Source organism: Paenibacillus sp. 8b26 (genome assembly GCF_050626875.1).
Taxonomy (GTDB): Bacteria; Bacillota; Bacilli; order Paenibacillales; family Paenibacillaceae; genus Paenibacillus.
Genome location: NZ_CP192445.1, coordinates 4,840,737 through 4,858,863 on the forward strand (window position 1 = coordinate 4,840,737; position 18,127 = coordinate 4,858,863).

Sequence of the window (18,127 nt, forward strand, 5' to 3'; positions counted from 1 at the left end):
GAGCTTGGGAAGGAACGGTATGCGCTTATGAATATTACGAAACGACAACGTGACATCGTGGAATATCTTCTGGAGCAGTCCAAAGAGGTAACTGCCGGGGAAATTGCCGAGAAGATCAATGTCAGCACAAGGACGGTTCACCGGGAACTCAGTGCAGTCGAGCATTGGTTAGCGGCTCATGAGGTAAAGCTGGAGAAAAAATCAGGGATTGGAATCTATGTGGATGCCGACTCAGATCAGCTTGTATGTCTGCGGGAGCAATTGATGCATACGAAGTCGGACGAATATTCGGCTGAGGAAAGAAAGATCGTAGTTCTCTGTATGCTGCTGGATACACAGGAGCCGATCAAGCTGCTGGCGCTGGCTTCTGGTTTGAAGGTCACGGTAACTACTGTCAGTCATGATCTGGACGAATTGCAAGACTGGATCGGGGAACGGGGACTCGTGCTTGTGCGCAGACGCGGGTACGGCGTCGAGATTACAGGCAGGGAGACAGACAAAAGACGGGCGATTTCCGAGCTGGCTCTCGAAAATTTGGACGAATCGGATCTGTTTTCCGGCCGGGAAGAACCCCGCCCCTTGACGCGTGTCGCCGATAAGCTACTGGAGATGATTGGCAGAGAGAACCTGCTGACCGTGGAAAATGCCCTCTGGCAGCCCCATGAGAAATGGCTGGAAAGCATGGTGGAAAGCAAATATATGGAGCTGCTGATTCAAATTTGCGTTTCGTTGGCACGTTTGCGACTCGGATACGTTGTGGATCATCGTCTCTCATATTCGAAAACGGATTCGGATGAGAATGTCGTGCTGCGTACAGCTATGGTGGAACGCATATGCACAGAGTTGTCAGAGGCGCTGGATATTGAATTTCCGGAGCCGGAACGATCTTATTTCAGAATGCTGTTTCGTGATGCCGAGAATCATTCTACCCGGCTACTGCCGTTGGATGATCTCGTACTGTTGGAGTCGGTTCATGAGTTGATTCGTCGCGTGGAGGAAGAGACAGGCACGCCATTGGCAGAGGATCGGGTTCTGCGTGAAGGACTGATTGCACATATGGCTCCGGTACTCAAACGTCTGAAGGAAGGCAGATCCATCCGTAATCCCCTGCTTCAGCAAATCCGCAAGGATTACGGCAGCTTGTTCGACTCGGTGAAGAAGGCTGCGGCGGACATGACAGAAATGGAAGTGCCGGATGAAGAGATCGGATTTCTCGTCATGCATTTCGGCGCTTCGCTGGAGCGGCTACGGCAATTGCGGCGGGAGGTGCGGGCCATCGTCGTCTGCACGAGCGGCATTGGATCATCCAGGCTGCTTGCTACAAGGCTCGCCAAGGAGCTGCCACAGATCAAAATCGTGGATAGGGCCTCATGGTACGAGGCGGCGCGGATTCCGAAAGAGGATTATGATCTGATCATTTCGACGGTGGAGCTACCGCTTGAACCGGATCGTTACCTCAAGATCAGCCCGTTGCTGACGCAGGAGGAGAGTGACCGCCTGCGTCATTTTATCCAGCATATTACACTCAAGCATCCCCATAATCAGCAGCAGGAACAGGCCGTTCAGCCCGGTCAGGGCATGGAGTGGCTCACCGGGCTGCGGAAAAGTCTCGAGGAAATTGTACACATTGTACAGCAATTTCAAGTGTATCCGCTGGAAAATCAGGGGATGGATATGCAGGCTACCGTACAGGCTATCTGCATGCTGGAGGCGGGGCGGGGGAACGTCACAGAGCCTACTGCCATTGCTGCACAGCTCATGGAAAGAGAGCGCCAGGGGAGTCAGGTTATCCCTGATACCTCCATTGCTTTAGTCCATACGCGTAGCCGCTATATCCGCCAGCCTTCGCTTACCTTGTATAAGCTGGCAGAGCCACTGCTGGGGGATGCAGGCGAACAGGTAGATTGCGTGCTGCTTATGCTGGGACCTCGCGAGCTGCCGAGAGAAAGCTTGGAGGTATTGAGCGAGATTAGTGCATTACTGTTGCAGGAAGACATGGTTACGCTCCTGGAACACGGCAGCCGTGAGCATATTGTCAATTATATATCAAGTGAACTGGCTGAATTTTTTCACAGTAAATTAGGGACAGGGAGGAACCTACCGTGAGCATTATGACGATAGATAAAGTAAAAATGAACGCAACCGCCAAAGACAAATACGAGGCGATTCGCATGGCCGGACAAATCCTGCTGGATGCCGGACATATTACAAGTGAGTACATTGACAAGATGCTGGAACGCGAGGAGATCGTGTCTACCTATATCGGGAACGGGCTGGCTATTCCACACGGGACGAAGGAATCCAAGACGTTCATTCAATCGACTGGCATCTCGATCATTCAGTTCCCGCAAGGTGTAGATTTTGGGGAAGAAAAAGCATACATGGTGATCGGCATCGCAGCACAAGGCGGCGATCATATGGAGATTTTGACGAGTATCGCTGTGGTGTGTGCGGAGGAAGAAAATATGGAGAAACTTCGCAACGCGGTGACCCCTCAGGAAATTATGGATCTGTTTGAAAGCGAGATGGAACTATGAGAGCCGTCCACTTTGGAGCAGGAAATATCGGTCGCGGCTTTATCGGATTGATTCTGTCGCGTGCAGGCTATGAGGTTGTCTTTTCGGATGTTAACGACACCCTTGTATCCGAGTTACGCCGCCGCAAGCAATACACTGTAGAGCTGGCGAATGCTACCAAGGATACGGAGATGGTCACGAATGTAACCGCGATTGATGGCAAAGATGCAGCGGCTGTAGCAGACGCGGTAGACCACGCTGATCTGGTAACGACTGCGGTGGGTGTCAGCATCCTCAAGCATATCGCGGCAGGCATTGCCGAGGGGATTAAGAGGCGGGTAGAGCGCGGCGCAGCGCCGCTACATGTGATCGCCTGCGAAAATGCAATCGGAGGCAGCGCCCAACTGAAAGAGCATGTTTTTGCGCTACTGGATGAGACGACTCGTGCCAAGGCAGAGGCTTCAGTGTATTTTCCAAATGCTGCTGTAGACCGGATTGTGCCGATCCAGCATCATGAGGACCCTTTGCATGTGCAGGTAGAGCCCTTTTACGAGTGGGTGGTGGATCGTTCGCAAATGGCCCCTGACCATGAAGAGATTGAAGGTATCCTATACGTGCAGGATCTGGAGCCTTATATTGAACGCAAGCTGTTCACGGTGAATACGGGGCATTGTGTGGCGGCCTATCTTGGTTATAACGCGGGTTATGCTACCATTCAGGAAGCCATGAAGGATAACAAGGTGGTGGATTCGATACAAGGGGCACTGGAGGAAACAGGGGCGGTGCTTGTAAAACGCTTCGGTTTGGACCAGGGGGAGCATAAGAAGTACATTTCCAAAATTTTGGATCGCTTCCGCAACCCTAATCTGACAGACGAGGTCAGTCGGGTCGGACGTTCGCCGTTACGGAAACTGTCTCCCAATGACCGTCTTGTACGTCCGGCACTGCAAGCGGAGGAGTATGGCATCCCGACGGATCATCTGGCGTTAGGAATGGCTGCTGCCTGTAAATTTGATATTGCGGAGGACCCCGAGGCAGTCGAGCTCCAGCAGGTGATCCGTAGCGAAGGACTGGGTGTGGCGCTGACACGCTATACATCCATACCGGCAGATCACCCGCTACACCGGCAGGTAATGGAGCAATATGATATTATAAGTTCATAAAACAACGAAATAACGCGCGTTATTTTCGATAATCCTCTTGAAGACAAACATCCACATCCACATTAACGTGTTCTGTAGGGATGTGCTTCAAGAGGATTTTTATATGCGTGATTTACATCACATAACAACCTGTCTAAATTGGTTATATTGATAATGATTATCATTATCTACAAAATGGAGTCATCATCATATCTATTTAGGGAGGATTACAGTGAAACCGATCTATGTTACCTTAGGGTTTCTATTTTTGGCGCTTGGAGTGATTGGCGTGGTAGTACCGTTGCTGCCGACTACGCCTTTTCTGCTGCTGGCAGCCTTTTTCTTTATGCGGGGGTCTGAACGGATTCACCAATGGTTTTCGAACACCTCTTTGTACGAAAAGCATCTGGAAAGCTTTGTCCAAACAAGATCGCTGAAGCTCTCCACTAAAATCACGGCACTGGGATTGGCGTCAGCGATGCTCATTACTGGCTTTGTTTTATCTCCCCAAGTGTGGGCCAAAGCGGTCATCGTATTGGTCATCCTCTTCAAATATTATTACTTTATATTCCGAATCGGAACGGTGAGAGGCACTACAGCAGAAACTCCATCCCCAATTCTATCTGCTGATACCACGAAGAAAAGGTCTAAAATGGTCGACAGCCGTCTGCTTGGTCTGGTGGAGCATTCCCGAAAATATATCGTTCTGGGTGTGCTTGTGCAGTGGATCGGTCTTTTGGGCAGTATAGCCGCTGTTTTGTCCATGTCCTTTGTTTTGCAACAGGCATGGGACAAGTTACCCGTAAGCTGATTCTATCTGTGACGAACATTGTCATTGCTGCGATTGCAGTCCGATGCTTGTGCAATTATGCAGCCAGTATGCTGTCCTATCGGGCCTCCGTGAATGCCAAAAAAACGCTGCGCTCGCAAATTTACGGCAAGCTGCTGAAGCTGGGGCCGGCGTATACGGATCATACCTCCACGTCGGGGGTTATTCAGGTTGCTGTAGAAGGAGTGGAGCAGCTTGAGACCTATTTTGGCAGATACATGCCCCAATTATTTTACAGTCTGCTTGCACCCGTAACGTTGTTCATCACCTTATCTTTTGTCAGCTTCAAGGCTGCCATTATTCTGTTGATCTGCGTCCCGTTGATTCCGGTGTCGATTATAGTCATTATGAGGATGGCTAAAAAGCTATTTCGAAAATATTGGGGCAGCTATGTCAATCTGGGTCACAGCTTTTTGGAAAATGTACAGGGCCTGACCACGCTTAAAATATATGGGACAGATCAGGAGAAACATCAGGAAATGAACACGGCGGCCGAGGATTTTCGCAAAATGACAATGAAAGTACTGACTATGCAGTTAAACTCGGTGGCAGTCATGGACCTTATCGCATTTGGCGGTGCCGCTGCGGGCGTTCTGGTCGCAGTGAGCGAATATTCCGCTGGTCATATTGGCTTGGCGGGAGCACTGATCATTGTGCTGCTGTCGGCTGAGTTCTTCATTCCGCTGCGCCTGCTGGGCTCTTACTTTCATATCGCTATGAATGGGATGGCAGCGAGTGACAAAATATTTCAAATTCTGAGTACAGAGGAGCTAGTACAAGGAAAAAAAAGCATTGAGACTACCGATATTCGACTGGATCAGGTGAACTTTGCCTACGACGAGAGGGACACCCTACGAAATATATCTATGGATATTCCTCAGGGCAGCTTCGTTTCAATTATCGGAGAATCAGGCTCTGGTAAAAGCACGGTAGCCGGATTAATCGTCGGACATCACGAAGGTTATCGGGGAAGCTTGACCGTTGGAGGAACCGAACTTGCAGCTATTTCAGAAGAAAGTCGTATGCGTCACATGACCTGGATCGGCTTCAACAGCTATATTTTCAAGGGCACGGTCGAAGCTAATTTGAAAATGGGCAATGAGCACGCGGATGAGGAACAAATGCTGGAAGCCTTGCGGCAGGTAAAGCTGTACGACTTTGTTCTCTCGCAGGGAGGACTGGAAGTAGAACTGGAGGAGCAGGGAGCGAACCTGTCAGGGGGACAGCGCCAACGGCTAGCGCTGGCAAGAGCGCTGCTGCATGATAGTAGCGTGTACATTTTTGATGAGGCTACCTCTAACATAGACAGTGAGAGCGAGGAAGGTATTATGGAGGTTATACATGCGTTGGCAGGCAGAAAAACCATTATTCTCATCTCGCATAGATTGGAAAATGTTGTCCAATCCGACCGTATTTATGTGCTGCAAAACGGCTTGGTGGCAGAATCTGGTACGCATCATGAGCTGTTGAGCCAGCAGGGACATTATGCGGAGATGTATCTCAGTCAGCACCGGGTAGAGCAGTTTGTAAAAGGGGGTGCTGTATATGCGTAGACACGGATTACGGATCATGGCCCAATTGCTGGTACTGGCCGGGCCTCTTTTACCAGTGCTACTCATAACGATTGTTACAGGAGTGCTTGGATTTGCTTGTGCTATTGGCATTATTGTCTATGGGGCCCTTGCCCTGCTTACAGCAACGGGCATCACGACAGGCTACAGCATGACGTTTCTGCTCACAGCCATCGTGATTTGTGCTGTACTGCGTGGGGTGTTCCGTTATGGCGAGCAAATGAGTGGTCATTACCTCGCCTTCAAACTGCTGGCTGTGCTGCGTGACAAGGTGCTTCAAGCCCTGCGCAGACTGGCGCCAGCCAAGCTCGAAGGCAAGGACAAAGGAAATCTGATCTCGCTGATTACGAGTGATATTGAGCTGCTGGAAGTGTTTTATGCACACACGATAGCGCCTGTTATGATCGGCATCATCACTTCACTGCTAATGGTATTCTTTATCGGTTCTTATGAGCCTCTATTAGGCTGGCTCGCTGCGCTTGCTTACATAACAGTCGGCCTGCTCATTCCCTTGTTAACGTCACGTTTGGGCAGACGGCAGGGTATGGAATACCGGAGCAGCTTCGGTAAGCTGAGCAGTTATTTTCTGGACAGCCTGCGTGGCATGAAAGAAATCGTGCAATACGGACATGGGGAACAACGACTGACGGAAATTAACCGTCGTACGGATCAATTGGATGCCAAGCAGAAGAGCTTGAAGCATCATGAAGGTATCACAAGAGCGATAACGGATGCGGCGGTCGTGGGATTTTCATTTCTGATGCTGCTGGCTGGATTGTATGGTATGTCCAAGTTGCAGGTCAGCTTTACAGGGATGCTTGTTTCCGTCATTGCCTTGTTTAGCTCGTTTGGCCCAGTAGTTGCGCTTAGCAATTTATCCAACAATCTGCTTCAAACGCTGGCGAGCGGGGAACGAGTGCTGAGTCTGCTGGAGGAAACCCCGGAGGTCGAGGAAAATTTCGGGGGAATGAGCGTTGCCTTTACCGGGGCGCAGGTGGACAAGATAACTTTTGCGTATGAGGATCAGACGGTGCTGGATAATGTAAGTTTTACCATCCCGCACAAGCGGATTACAGGTATTCAGGGGAAAAGCGGCTCCGGCAAGTCCACTTTGCTCAAGTTGCTGATGCGATTCAGGGACCCGCAGCAGGGCGGGATTTTGATGTCTGGACATGATTTGAAGGAAATCGGAACGAAGCATTTGAGAGGTCTGCAAAGCTATGTGGATCAGGATACGTTCCTGTTTGATGATACGATTGCGGCCAATATTAAAATTGGAAAACCTGATGCTACGCATAAGCAGGTTGTGGAAGCAGCCCGCAGGGCGTCAGTGCATGATTTTATTATGACCTTGCCTCAAGGATATGACAGCCGTGTTGGAGAATTGGGGGACAGGCTGTCCGGTGGTGAACGTCAGCGGCTGGGGCTGGCCAGAGCCTTTGTTCATGATGCTCCGCTCCTGCTGCTCGATGAGCCTACCAGCAATTTGGACAGCCTGAATGAAGCGATCATCTTAAAATCGTTAAAGGAACAGCAACAGGATAAAACGATTGTCCTTGTTTCCCACCGAAGCTCCACCATGCGAATTGCGGACGATATGTTTCAGATGGATAACCGAAGGCTGTCTTGACTTTTTGATATTTTTTTACATGAACGTGAAGGGATAAAGGGAATTATTTATGGTGCTTGGAGGGCTGCTGTTGTAGCCTATTCATAGTTTTGTCATAAAATGGAGTGTGCGTGTGAAATAAAAGCAGCATCCGTATTTGAAATCATCCGACTTTTCAAGCTTGTCTTATTTTGATAGCCTAGTAGGTAAGGATTTTTGCAAAATCCGAGGTATATTGACAAGTCGTAAACATCATAAATGATGGATGAACAGAGGCTGAAAGCCGATGTACAGAAATGGGTGGTGAACAGGAATGTCTGATTTCAATCAACTCAAGGAGCTTGAGCACACAACATATCCCACATATGAAGGCCATGATTTGGGTCTTACTTATACGCCTGCGGGCAGCATGTTTAAAGTATGGGCACCGACTGCGAAGCAGATCCATGTAGCGCTGTATGACAACGCTGGATTGTACGACCAGGAAGGTAACGTTCAGGACCATAGCGGTGGCCGGGAATTTCCGATGAGCCGTGATGAGCATGGTGTATGGTCCGTAGAGCTGGAAGGCGACTGGAACAAGTATTATTACATGTACAGGCTGGAAGGGGCAGACCGCACACTTCATTATGCAGCCGACCCTTATGCGACAGCGGTATCAGCCAATGGACAGCGTACGGCAATCGTTGATTTGGCTCAAACCCATCCGGACGGATGGAAAGAGGATGCCGGCCCCACACTTGTTCGGGCTACGGATGCCATTATATATGAGCTTCATGTGCGTGATTTTTCAATGGATACACATTTTAATACTGGAGAAAAAGGCTTATCTGCCGCACAAGGACGGTTTGCAGCCTTTACGTATACGGGACTAAAAGATTCGGTGGGCAACAGCATCGGACTGGATCATTTGCTGGAGCTGGGCATTACTCATGTCCATCTGCTTCCAGTAGCTGATTTCCATACGGTAAATGATTTTGCGGAACAGGGCACAGAATATAACTGGGGCTATGATCCGCAGCACTATAATGTGCCGGAGGGATCTTATTCTTCCAATCCGGCTGACCCGGAGGCACGTATACGGGAGTTGAAGCTGCTGGTGCAATCCCTGCATACTGCTGGCATCGGTGTCATTATGGACGTCGTGTACAACCATACTTTCTCGGTGGAAAAAGGGCCGTTCGACCCTGTTGTACCGGGTTACTATTACCGTACGGATGAGCATGGGCAGCTTTCCAACGGCTCGGGTGTGGGTAATGAGGTGGCAAGCGAACGCCCCATGGTTCGCAAGTATATCAAGGATTCACTGCGCTATTGGGCAGAAGAATATCATATAGACGGCTTCCGTTTTGATCTGATGGGACTGATTGATACGCCGACTATGGAGCAGCTTACACAGGAGCTTCGCTCTGAGGTTCGTCCCGATCTGCTTATCTATGGAGAGCCTTGGACGGGGGGAGAATCCCCGCAGCCTCTGCTGACGTTAAAAGGAACACAACGGGACAAAGGCTTTGCCGTCTTCAATGACAACTATCGTTCTGCTATTAAGGGTGACAGTGATGGTACCGCAAGTGGCTTTGCCACGGGGGCATGGGATCAGGAGGAACTGGTGCTTAAAGGTGTTTTTGGAGCTATTCATGATTTTACAGCCCAACCTTCGGAAACGGTCAATTATGTCACGGCTCACGATAATCTCAATCTGTGGGATAAAATTTTGACGGTGCGGCATTTGCGGGAACACTGCGGTTTTCCTCAATGGGAGCAGGGTCAGCCGCAGGATGGGAGAGCGGCCGAACAAGCCGTGGCGGAAGCAGACCCGTACCGGGAAGTGAATGAGCATGACTTGCTGGAGAATGAAACCGTACGCAAATCCTTGCTGGCAAACGGCATGGTGCTGACCTCCCAGGGCATTCCCTTTATCCATGCAGGTGATGAACTGTTGCGCTCCAAATATGGAGACCATAATAGCTACCGTAGTGTGGATGTGGTGAATGCTATTCGCTGGGAGAACAAGGCGAGATTTCGTCCCGTATTTGATTACTATCAGGGACTAATCGCTTTACGGCGCAGTCATCCGGCATTCCGGATGGATCATCGGGAGCTGGTGGAGCAGCATATGGAAGTGCTGCACAGCAGCGGGCATGTGGTAGCTTTTACATTGAGGCACCATGCTAACGGCGATGCCTGGAATCAGATTGTGGTGATTTATAACGGCTCGGATACGGAGCAGACGATACTGCTGCCTGCGGAATCGGATCGCTGGCATGTCGTTGTGGATGCTCACGGGGCTGGAAATGAGATACGGTATGAAGTAGCAGGCCATCGTGTGACCGTTTCGCGCTGGTCGATGATGGTACTGTATGATCAGGAGGAACCCGCTCAGTCATCCTTTTTGGCCGGACTGGATCAGACTAACGAGCTGGCGGAGAACGGATTGGAAGGTTCGGATGAGGGAACAGACCTAGAGATCGCAGGTCACTACGAAGAAGCGGCGTTGTATCGCACCATTGAGTTGATTTACGAGCGTGCGGATCGACAATATTCCGGTTGGAATGTGTGGGTATGGGGCACCGGATGCCGGGACGGACATGTAGAATTGAGTGAATTGGATGACGGTCGCGCAGTAGCGCGTATTCAAGTGGCTCCTCATGTGCGGCGTATCGGCTACATCGTCCGCCTCAATCAGTGGGATGCCAAGGATATTGAGGCCGATCGGTATATTGATGTAGACCTGAACCGATCTGTGATGCAGGTATTGATTCACAGTGGCAGAGAAGAATATTTGCTACTGGTCAACGACAACCGGGCAGGATAGCTTTATAGGGTTGGTTGTCTTTCGTACATTGAATAGCATTTTTCGATTATTTCGAGAGATGCTATTTTTTTATGCAAACGTGTGTCATTTTCAGAAAAAAGGGGTAATATAGAATTATGGACTTGTTTGATTTTGCCAGCTTGCTGGCTTATACCTTGTAGTGCGACTGGTGAACAGGCAAGATTCTTGAGGAATAATCATTTGTAAGGTAACCTGAAGGAGGTTGTATATCATGAGTTCTAATGGAGGAAGTATTCAACTGACCGCCCAGCCGAGAACAGAGAAGAAGGGTTCGGCACTTCGTGGATTGAGGTTAAAAGGACGGATTCCAGCTGTGGTTTACGGCTCTGAGCTTGAAGGAACCCCTGTACATGTCGATGCCAAAGAATTTAATAAAGTAGCCAGAACCGGACGTTCGGAGGTGTTCAACCTCACTGTAGAGGGTGGAGAAACCATTCCGGTCATCATTAAGGATTATCAGCAGCGTGACAACCAGTGGTTGCATGCCGATTTTTTGAAAATTTCCAAAAACAAGCCGCTTCGCGTGCGTGTTTCTATTGATTATCAGGGTACACCTGTAGGTACAAAAACGGGCGGTATTCTGCAAATTCAGGAAACCGAAGTCGAAGTCGAGGGTCTTCCTGATGACCTGCCATCTACCATTGAGGTGGATGTATCCGCACTGGATGTCGGCGACAAGCTGAGCGCAAGCGATCTGAAACTCCCTAAAGGAGTAACGTTGCACGTTCCTGAGGAAGAGTTGCTTGCTTCCATTATCGTTCCGCGTGCGGTTGAGGTGGAAAATGCTGCTGTAGCAGGCGATGCAGCTGCAACAGAAGGTACAGAACAGGCTTCCGAAAACAAGGAATCCTGATGCTGTAGGTCATCGGATAGATAAGTGTCTTCCTGCCGAAGACGGCTATTCAAAGATAAATGTAAAATCGCTCCCTGATCAGGGGGCGATTTTTTGCGTTTAAATAATATGCGATTACATCCATCTAGTGATGATGTCATTTTGTGACTTGGTAATTAAAGGTGATTGGAAACCACCATATTGATTTGCTCTTTATTTTGGTTGTATCCGTCTTACCGATACTTTCCGGTGGCTATGACCTTAAATCCGTGTAATATTTTTGTAGCTTTACCGAGCGTTTTAAAGTGTAACCGAACAGCCAGTGCGGCGTCGGAACAGATTTTTGCTGGTGTGGAGGAGCAACGAAATATAACCTCCAACATGGTGGCTGGCTTCGGTGAGCTGGAGACGCTGATTATCCAATTGAAAGAGCTGGTACAAGAAAAGAATGAGGACAGTAACCATATCGAAACCAGCAAAAGCCAGTAATCAGATAGCTTCATCATCGGGCTAATGAGCCGAGGAATATCGCTATCAGACGGTAATCCCCGTTTTTTTGCTGATGTAGAGTTGAGAGTGTATTTCTAAAAGCTATAATTACATAGGCTGAACTAAAAAAGGTACATGGAAAACGGAGTAGGCGGAATGGTGCTGTACAAGCGAAGCGGTGGCGATGGGAAGCACTATCCGACTGCGCAGTGGCGCAATAGGTAACTTTTAAGCTCAGTTTATATAGATGGAAGTTGATGGTATAATTTGTGACAGTTTAAATGCTTCGTATATAGGGGGAATGACCATGATCATAGGAAAGCAAGCGCCCAAACTAAAGGCTGGAGACGAGATACGCATTCTTTCGCCGTCCAGAAGTTTGTCTATCGTTTCTGAGAAAAATCGTCTAATTGCCCAGCAAAAGCTGGAGCAACTCGGGTTTGCGGTGAGCTTTTCGCAACATGTGCTGGAAAGCGATGATTTTACATCTTCTTCAATAGAGTCCAGAGTAGCAGATTTGCACGAAGCTTTTGCCGATCCGAAGGTGAAGGGCATTTTGACTGCCATTGGAGGGTATAATGCTAATCAGCTCCTTGCCCACCTTGACTATGAATTGATTGGCGCTCATCCTAAACGGTTATGTGGTTATTCGGATATTACAGCTTTAAGTCATGCCATATATGCGAAAACGGGACTTATCACGTATGCAGGGCCTCATTTTTTGACATTTGGCATGCAGCAAGGGAATGAATATACGACAGCGTATTTTCAAAGGATGATGTTGGAAGAGGGCAGTATTCAAATCCAGTCTTCGCCAGAGTGGAGTGATGATACATGGTATTTGGATCAGGATCAACGAATCTTTCACCGCAATGTCGGGCCTTATGCGATTCACGAAGGAGAGGCATACGGTACGATTGTGGGTGGAAACCTGTGTACCCTGAATTTGTTGCAGGGAACCCCGTATATGCCGAGTCTGGAAGGAACGATTCTATTGGTTGAGGATGATTATGAAAGCTCTCCTGCTACGTTTGATCGAGATTTGCAATCATTGCTGCACCAGCCGGGATTCGATCAGGTGAGAGGAATCATCATCGGACGTTTTCAGCAGGCATCTCATATGACGGAAAAGTTGCTGCGGCAAATCATTAGCTCGAAAAAGGAACTGGCCTCTATTCCGGTGATTGCAGATGCCGATTTCGGACATACCACACCGCAATTTACATATCCGATTGGCGGGAAGGCGAGTATCCGTGCCCGGAATGACATGATTGATCTTGAAATATGTGAATAGTGAGAGTGGTACAAGGCTTGATGAATGGGTTTATATTTGGGAGGAACGCATGTGAACGGCTTTTTGGAAATGCTGATGCAGCTATTTGAACGCGCAGCGTTGTTGCTGATTTGTCTATTTTTTATTACCCGTATTCCCCGGTTTAAGGAGACCTTGCAAAAGAACAGTCATTCCCCGGCAGAGCTGACGCTATTAACGATGATTTTTTGCATGTTTGCGCTGTTTGGCACGTATACCGGGATCGAAGTGGAAGGATCGCTCGTCAATGTCCGGATTATTGCGATTATGGCGGGTGGCATCTTATTTGGACCGTGGGTCGGGATTATTACGGGTATTGTATCGGGTATTCACCGTTATCTGATTGATATCGGGGGAGTGACCTCGATTCCGTGTCTGATTACGAGTATTCTGGCAGGTGTGGTATCGGGATATATCGGGCGCCGGGTCGACCGCTCCAAGAGGTGGCTGGTCGGTATTGCCGCCGGAATGATCTGCGAAACATTGACGATGCTGCTCATTCTGGTGATGGCACAACCGTATGAGCTTGGTTTGGACATCGTTTCAAAGATCGGTCTGCCGATGATTATCGGGCAAGTCAGTGTCGGTCTGATCGTTCTGCTGATTCAGAGTGTCGAGGGGGAAAAGGAAAATATCGCGGCCAGACAGGCCAAGCTGGCACTAGATATTGCGAACAAGACGCTGCCTTATTTCCGCTCCATTAATGCCGAATCGCTGCATACGATTTGCTCGATCATTAAGGAGGATATCAAGGCCGATGCGGTGGCGATTACGGATACCAGAGATGTCTTGGCCTACGTTGGTTTTGGCGAGGAACGTTATCATATCGGCGACGAGATCATCAGTGATGTGACCAAATCGACAATACGCAGCGGTAAAATCACCATTCGCAACCATATTGCCGACGATAAAACACCTCAAATCCAGTCTCTGCTCATTATCCCGCTGGAGGAACGGGGAGAGGTGACCGGAACCCTGAAAATTTACTACCGCAAAGCTTATAAAATCACGTATCCGTTGCAAACAATGGCGATTGGCTTGTCCCAAATTATTTCCACATTAATGGAAGTATCGCGTGTGGAGCAAATTAAGGAAGCGGCGAATAAAGCCGAGTTGAAGGCGCTCCAGACTAAAATCAATCCGCATTTTCTGTTCAACGCGCTGAACGCCATTGCCTCTACGACGCGCACCAAGCCGGATAAGGCACGAGAGCTGATCATTAATTTGTCGGGATATCTGCGTTATAATTTGGAGCTGAATGATGATTTGATCGAAATTCATAAGGAGCTTCAGCAGGTGTCTGATTACGTGGAAATTGAAAAAGCCCGCTTCGGCAACCGGCTTCAGGTGGTGTATGTGATGGACGAGGTGTCCGTGCGCATTCCAAGCCTTATCATTCAGCCGCTGGTTGAGAATGCGATTAATCATGGAATTCTCAAGAAAAAGGGACCGGGTACAGTGACCATTTCCGTAAAGGATCGGGGAGAAAAGGTGCGGATTTCTGTGGCAGATACAGGAGTAGGCATACGGGATGATGTCGTGGATAACCTGTATCATGATCGGGTTCCAGCCAAACAAATTGGCTTGTATAATGTGCATAGACGACTCAAGCTCATGTATGGAGAAGGGGTTATTATTCTCAAGCATGAGCAAGGCACCGAAGTTTATTTTGACATACCAAAGGAGCAGTCATGAAGGCCATCATTGTAGAAGATGAAATTCCGGCGCGTGAAGAGCTGGAGTATCTTATTCAGACCCACAGCCATATTGAAGTGACGGACAGCTTTGAGGACGGGCTGGACGTGTTCCGTTTTTTGCAGGACCATGAGACGGACGCTATTTTTCTCGATATTAACATTCCTTCTCTGGACGGGATGCTGCTGGCGCAGAACATTAGCAAATTTGCCAAAAAGCCTTATATTATTTTTACGACCGCCTATAAAGAGCATGCCGCGCAGGCTTTCGAACTGGAGGCATTTGATTACATCCTCAAGCCGTATGATGAAAAGCGGATCGCCGCCATGCTGCGCAAGCTGGAAAATGCTTACGAGCAGCGGAACGTTCAGGTACAGGAGATTGCCCAACCTGCGCAGCCCCGACCTGCTGAAACCAGCATCGTTAGCGCCCCGGGCCGTATCAATCTGCTGAAAAACGACAAAATCATTGTAACGGATGCCAACGATATTTATTATGCGTGCGCACAGGAAAAGGTTACCCTTGTCTTTACAAGACATGAGGAATACACGATGCCGATGAGCATTTCGGAATTTCATGCCCGACTGCCGCAGCAGGACTTTTTCCGCTGTCACCGATCCTACACGGTTAATCTGTCGCAGATCCGTGAAATTGTACCTTGGTTCAATCATACGTACCTCCTGCGCTTGCGCGGTCTGGACGCGGAGATTCCGGTAAGCCGCAGCAAGGCCAAGGAATTTCGGCAAATTATGCGACTATAAAGGCATTTCATTCCGCTATAGGTGCATTTCATTCCTCAAACGATTTCTGGCTGACATGCAGCGTTATAATGATCCATGTAGAGAGAATCCTTACAGACTTGCTTCTCCCGGGGCGCAAAGCGTACTGGATTCCCGGTCATCATGATAACGAATTGAAGCTATAGAGCCGGAATGAAAAGAGGAGATTTATATGAAAACAAACAGCGGAAACCGTTGGCTGGTCGTGCTTGGAACGATTATTGTTCAAATGGGTTTAGGAACGATTTACACATGGAGTTTATTCAATCAACCGCTGGTGGACCACTTTGGCTGGAATCTCAGCTCGGTTGCCATTACATTTTCGATTACCAGCTTTGCGCTGGCGTTTGCTACATTGTTCGCAGGTAAGCTACAGGATAAATGGGGATTACGTCGTCTGATTTTGTGCGCGGGCGTTGTGTTGGGCGCAGGACTTATGCTCAGCTCACAGGTAACTTCCCTGTCCCTGTTGTACATTTTGGCGGGTATTGTTGTAGGATTTGCGGATGGTACGGCTTATATTACATCACTGTCGAATCTGATCAAATGGTTCCCCGAGAGAAAGGGACTCATTTCCGGTATCTCGGTTGGGGCATACGGAACAGGCAGTCTTATATTTAAGTATATCAATGGTTCGTTAATTCAGTCCGTTGGCGTATCGCAGGCGTTTCTGTATTGGGGAATGATCGTGCTGATCATGATTGTGGGCGGTTCCTTCCTGGTACGGGAAGCAGCAGTCGTGAACAAGCCTTCGGTACAAAATGGAGTTGTGCAGCGTGATTACACTGTAAAAGAAATGCTGCGCACCAAGCAGGCTTATCTGTTATTCGTCATGTTCTTTACGGCTTGTATGAGTGGCTTGTATCTGATTGGAGTTGTAAAGGATATCGGCGTACGGATGGCGGGGCTGGATGTAGCTACAGCCGCCAATGCGGTTGCTATGGTCGCTATTTTCAACACGGCGGGTCGAATCATATTAGGTGCGCTGTCGGATAAAGTCGGTCGTCTGAAAGTAGTAGCAGGTGCGCTGCTAACAACAGCGGTCGCAGTTACAGTGCTGAGTCTGGTGCCGTTAAATTACGGTTTGTTCTTTACCTGTGTAGCAGGGATTGCATTCTGCTTCGGCGGTAACATTACAGTCTTTCCTGCCATCGTAGCTGATTTCTTCGGCCTGAAAAATCAAAGCAAAAACTACGGTATCGTGTATCAGGGCTTTGGCCTCGGTGCGCTGGCTGGTTCCTTTATCGCAGCCTTGCTAGGCGGATTCATCCCGACCTTTACCACGATTGCTGTGCTGTGTGTCGTATCGTTCCTGATTGCACTTACCATCCGTACCCCGGATCAAGGCAATCTGCGCAGCCAACGAAAGAAAAATACCAACAGCATGCGCAGCATGAAGCCTGAAACGAAACTGGGTTAAAAGGGATTGAGAACAAAGTACCAGATGAATGCCAAAAGACCTGTCATCATTTCTCTGAGGGAGATTATGGCAGGTTATTTGTTTTTCCATTATTCGATTTTACGGTATAATAAAAAGATATGTAATAAGCCGATATATACAAAAGACATAAGCTAAGAACCTGACAGGAGGACGAGTCATGATCGTGGATACAAGCGGGAATCTGCTTGCCCGCAATACGAAGCTGCGAAATACATATCAAATTCGAAGCGCCTTGTCCCGCAGTGAGCTGGCCATCGTGTATACGGCAAGGCTGTTGGATAATCGAGAAAAGGTCATTGTTAAGGAGTTTTTTCCGAATGCGCTCGCTTTGCGGGGATCGGATCGAAAAACGGTGACCTGCAGCGCATCTATGCAATTCAAATACGTGGAGTTTATGCATTATTTTTTGCGTGAAGGGCAAATGCTCAAGGAATTAAGCCATCCGGGTATTGTCGGTTATATAGATCACTTTGAAGAAAATGGAACCGCATATCTAGTTATGGAATATTGTGCCGGCAAGACGCTGGACAGGGTGATGAAGGAAGAGGATGCTTCAACATCCGATCCTGCTTTTTTGTACCATGCGCTGCTGCCTTTAATTGATGCCATGGAATATATTCATGATAAAGGCATTATTCATCGGGATATTAAGCCGGGCAACATTATGATCGGGGAGAATGGCAACATCAAGCTGCTTGATTTCGGATCGGCTGTGCATTTTGAAGGCAAAGAGCATCCGATTTTCACCACGGCGGGCTACTCTCCGCTGGAGTTCTACTCTAACCGCTCGCAGCAAGGACCCGTGTCAGATATCTACAGTCTGGCGGCCACGCTGTATTATTGCCGAAAAGGATCACCTCCACCGGATGTGCCGGGCAGATTGTTTGCAGATCAGGCCGACCGGATTCAGATCGAAAATGCAGGTCTTTCTCTACTGCCGTATGTGATTCGGCGTGGTCTGGAGGTACAGGCGAACAAGCGTTGCCGCTCGCTCAGATGGTTTAAAGCCGCACTGCGTGCGGAATATTGGATAAAAAAAGGGAAGCGCCCAACTCTTACGGTTCGTTAATCGTAAG

Annotated in this window: 14 protein-coding genes; all 14 read left to right on the forward strand. The window is 48.7% G+C overall.

Annotated elements, in window-relative coordinates:
- Nucleotides 1-27: 27 nt before the first annotated feature.
- The 14 genes from ACQ4MX_RS22550 to ACQ4MX_RS22615 all read left to right on the forward strand — a co-directional run bounded on the left by ACQ4MX_RS22550 (nt 28) and on the right by ACQ4MX_RS22615 (nt 18,120).
- The gene (locus tag ACQ4MX_RS22550) at nt 28-2,106 is read left to right on the forward strand and encodes a BglG family transcription antiterminator (RefSeq protein ID WP_431087414.1); all 2,079 of its coding nucleotides are present in this window, start codon (nt 28-30) and stop codon (nt 2,104-2,106) included.
- Nucleotides 2,103-2,537, forward strand: a complete 435-nt coding sequence (locus ACQ4MX_RS22555; RefSeq protein WP_431087415.1) for a PTS sugar transporter subunit IIA — start codon at nt 2,103-2,105, stop codon at nt 2,535-2,537. The genes ACQ4MX_RS22550 and ACQ4MX_RS22555 overlap by 4 nt, the downstream gene beginning before the upstream one ends.
- A complete protein-coding gene (locus ACQ4MX_RS22560; protein ID WP_431087417.1) occupies nt 2,534-3,679 on the forward strand; it encodes a mannitol-1-phosphate 5-dehydrogenase in 1,146 nt (381 codons plus the stop codon). Before ACQ4MX_RS22555 ends, ACQ4MX_RS22560 begins: the two co-directional genes overlap by 4 nt.
- Nucleotides 3,680-3,890: 211 nt before the next feature.
- A complete protein-coding gene (locus ACQ4MX_RS22565; RefSeq protein ID WP_431087419.1) occupies nt 3,891-4,469 on the forward strand; it encodes a YbaN family protein in 579 nt (192 codons plus the stop codon).
- On the forward strand, nt 4,382-6,040 hold the full coding sequence (locus tag ACQ4MX_RS22570; RefSeq protein ID WP_431087421.1) for an ABC transporter ATP-binding protein/permease: 1,659 nt from the start codon (nt 4,382-4,384) through the stop codon (nt 6,038-6,040). Before ACQ4MX_RS22565 ends, ACQ4MX_RS22570 begins: the two co-directional genes overlap by 88 nt.
- Nucleotides 6,033-7,688, forward strand: coding sequence for an amino acid ABC transporter ATP-binding/permease protein (locus tag ACQ4MX_RS22575; protein WP_431087422.1), 1,656 nt, complete (start codon nt 6,033-6,035; stop codon nt 7,686-7,688). Before ACQ4MX_RS22570 ends, ACQ4MX_RS22575 begins: the two co-directional genes overlap by 8 nt.
- A gap of 292 nt (nt 7,689-7,980) precedes the next feature.
- On the forward strand, nt 7,981-10,482 hold the full coding sequence (pulA, locus tag ACQ4MX_RS22580; RefSeq protein WP_431087423.1) for a type I pullulanase: 2,502 nt from the start codon (nt 7,981-7,983) through the stop codon (nt 10,480-10,482).
- A gap of 232 nt (nt 10,483-10,714) precedes the next feature.
- Nucleotides 10,715-11,356, forward strand: a complete 642-nt coding sequence (locus ACQ4MX_RS22585) for a 50S ribosomal protein L25 (RefSeq protein ID WP_431087424.1) — start codon at nt 10,715-10,717, stop codon at nt 11,354-11,356.
- 234 nt (nt 11,357-11,590) lie between these two features.
- Nucleotides 11,591-11,824 (forward strand): hypothetical protein, encoded by a 234-nt coding sequence (locus ACQ4MX_RS22590; protein WP_431087425.1) that lies wholly within the window; start codon nt 11,591-11,593, stop codon nt 11,822-11,824.
- Between the two features lie 307 nt (nt 11,825-12,131).
- Nucleotides 12,132-13,118 (forward strand): S66 family peptidase, encoded by a 987-nt coding sequence (locus ACQ4MX_RS22595; protein WP_431087426.1) that lies wholly within the window; start codon nt 12,132-12,134, stop codon nt 13,116-13,118.
- Between the two features lie 51 nt (nt 13,119-13,169).
- Nucleotides 13,170-14,831, forward strand: coding sequence for a LytS/YhcK type 5TM receptor domain-containing protein (locus tag ACQ4MX_RS22600; RefSeq protein ID WP_431087427.1), 1,662 nt, complete (start codon nt 13,170-13,172; stop codon nt 14,829-14,831).
- Entirely contained in the window at nt 14,828-15,592 is a 765-nt protein-coding gene (locus tag ACQ4MX_RS22605) for a LytR/AlgR family response regulator transcription factor (RefSeq protein ID WP_431087428.1), read from the forward strand. Before ACQ4MX_RS22600 ends, ACQ4MX_RS22605 begins: the two co-directional genes overlap by 4 nt.
- Nucleotides 15,593-15,782: 190 nt before the next feature.
- Nucleotides 15,783-17,030 (forward strand): L-lactate MFS transporter, encoded by a 1,248-nt coding sequence (locus tag ACQ4MX_RS22610; RefSeq protein ID WP_431087429.1) that lies wholly within the window; start codon nt 15,783-15,785, stop codon nt 17,028-17,030.
- A 178-nt stretch (nt 17,031-17,208) separates the two neighbouring features.
- Nucleotides 17,209-18,120: a serine/threonine protein kinase gene (locus ACQ4MX_RS22615; RefSeq protein ID WP_431087431.1), complete on the forward strand. Its 912-nt coding sequence runs from the start codon at nt 17,209-17,211 to the stop codon at nt 18,118-18,120.
- Nucleotides 18,121-18,127 lie beyond the last annotated feature (7 nt).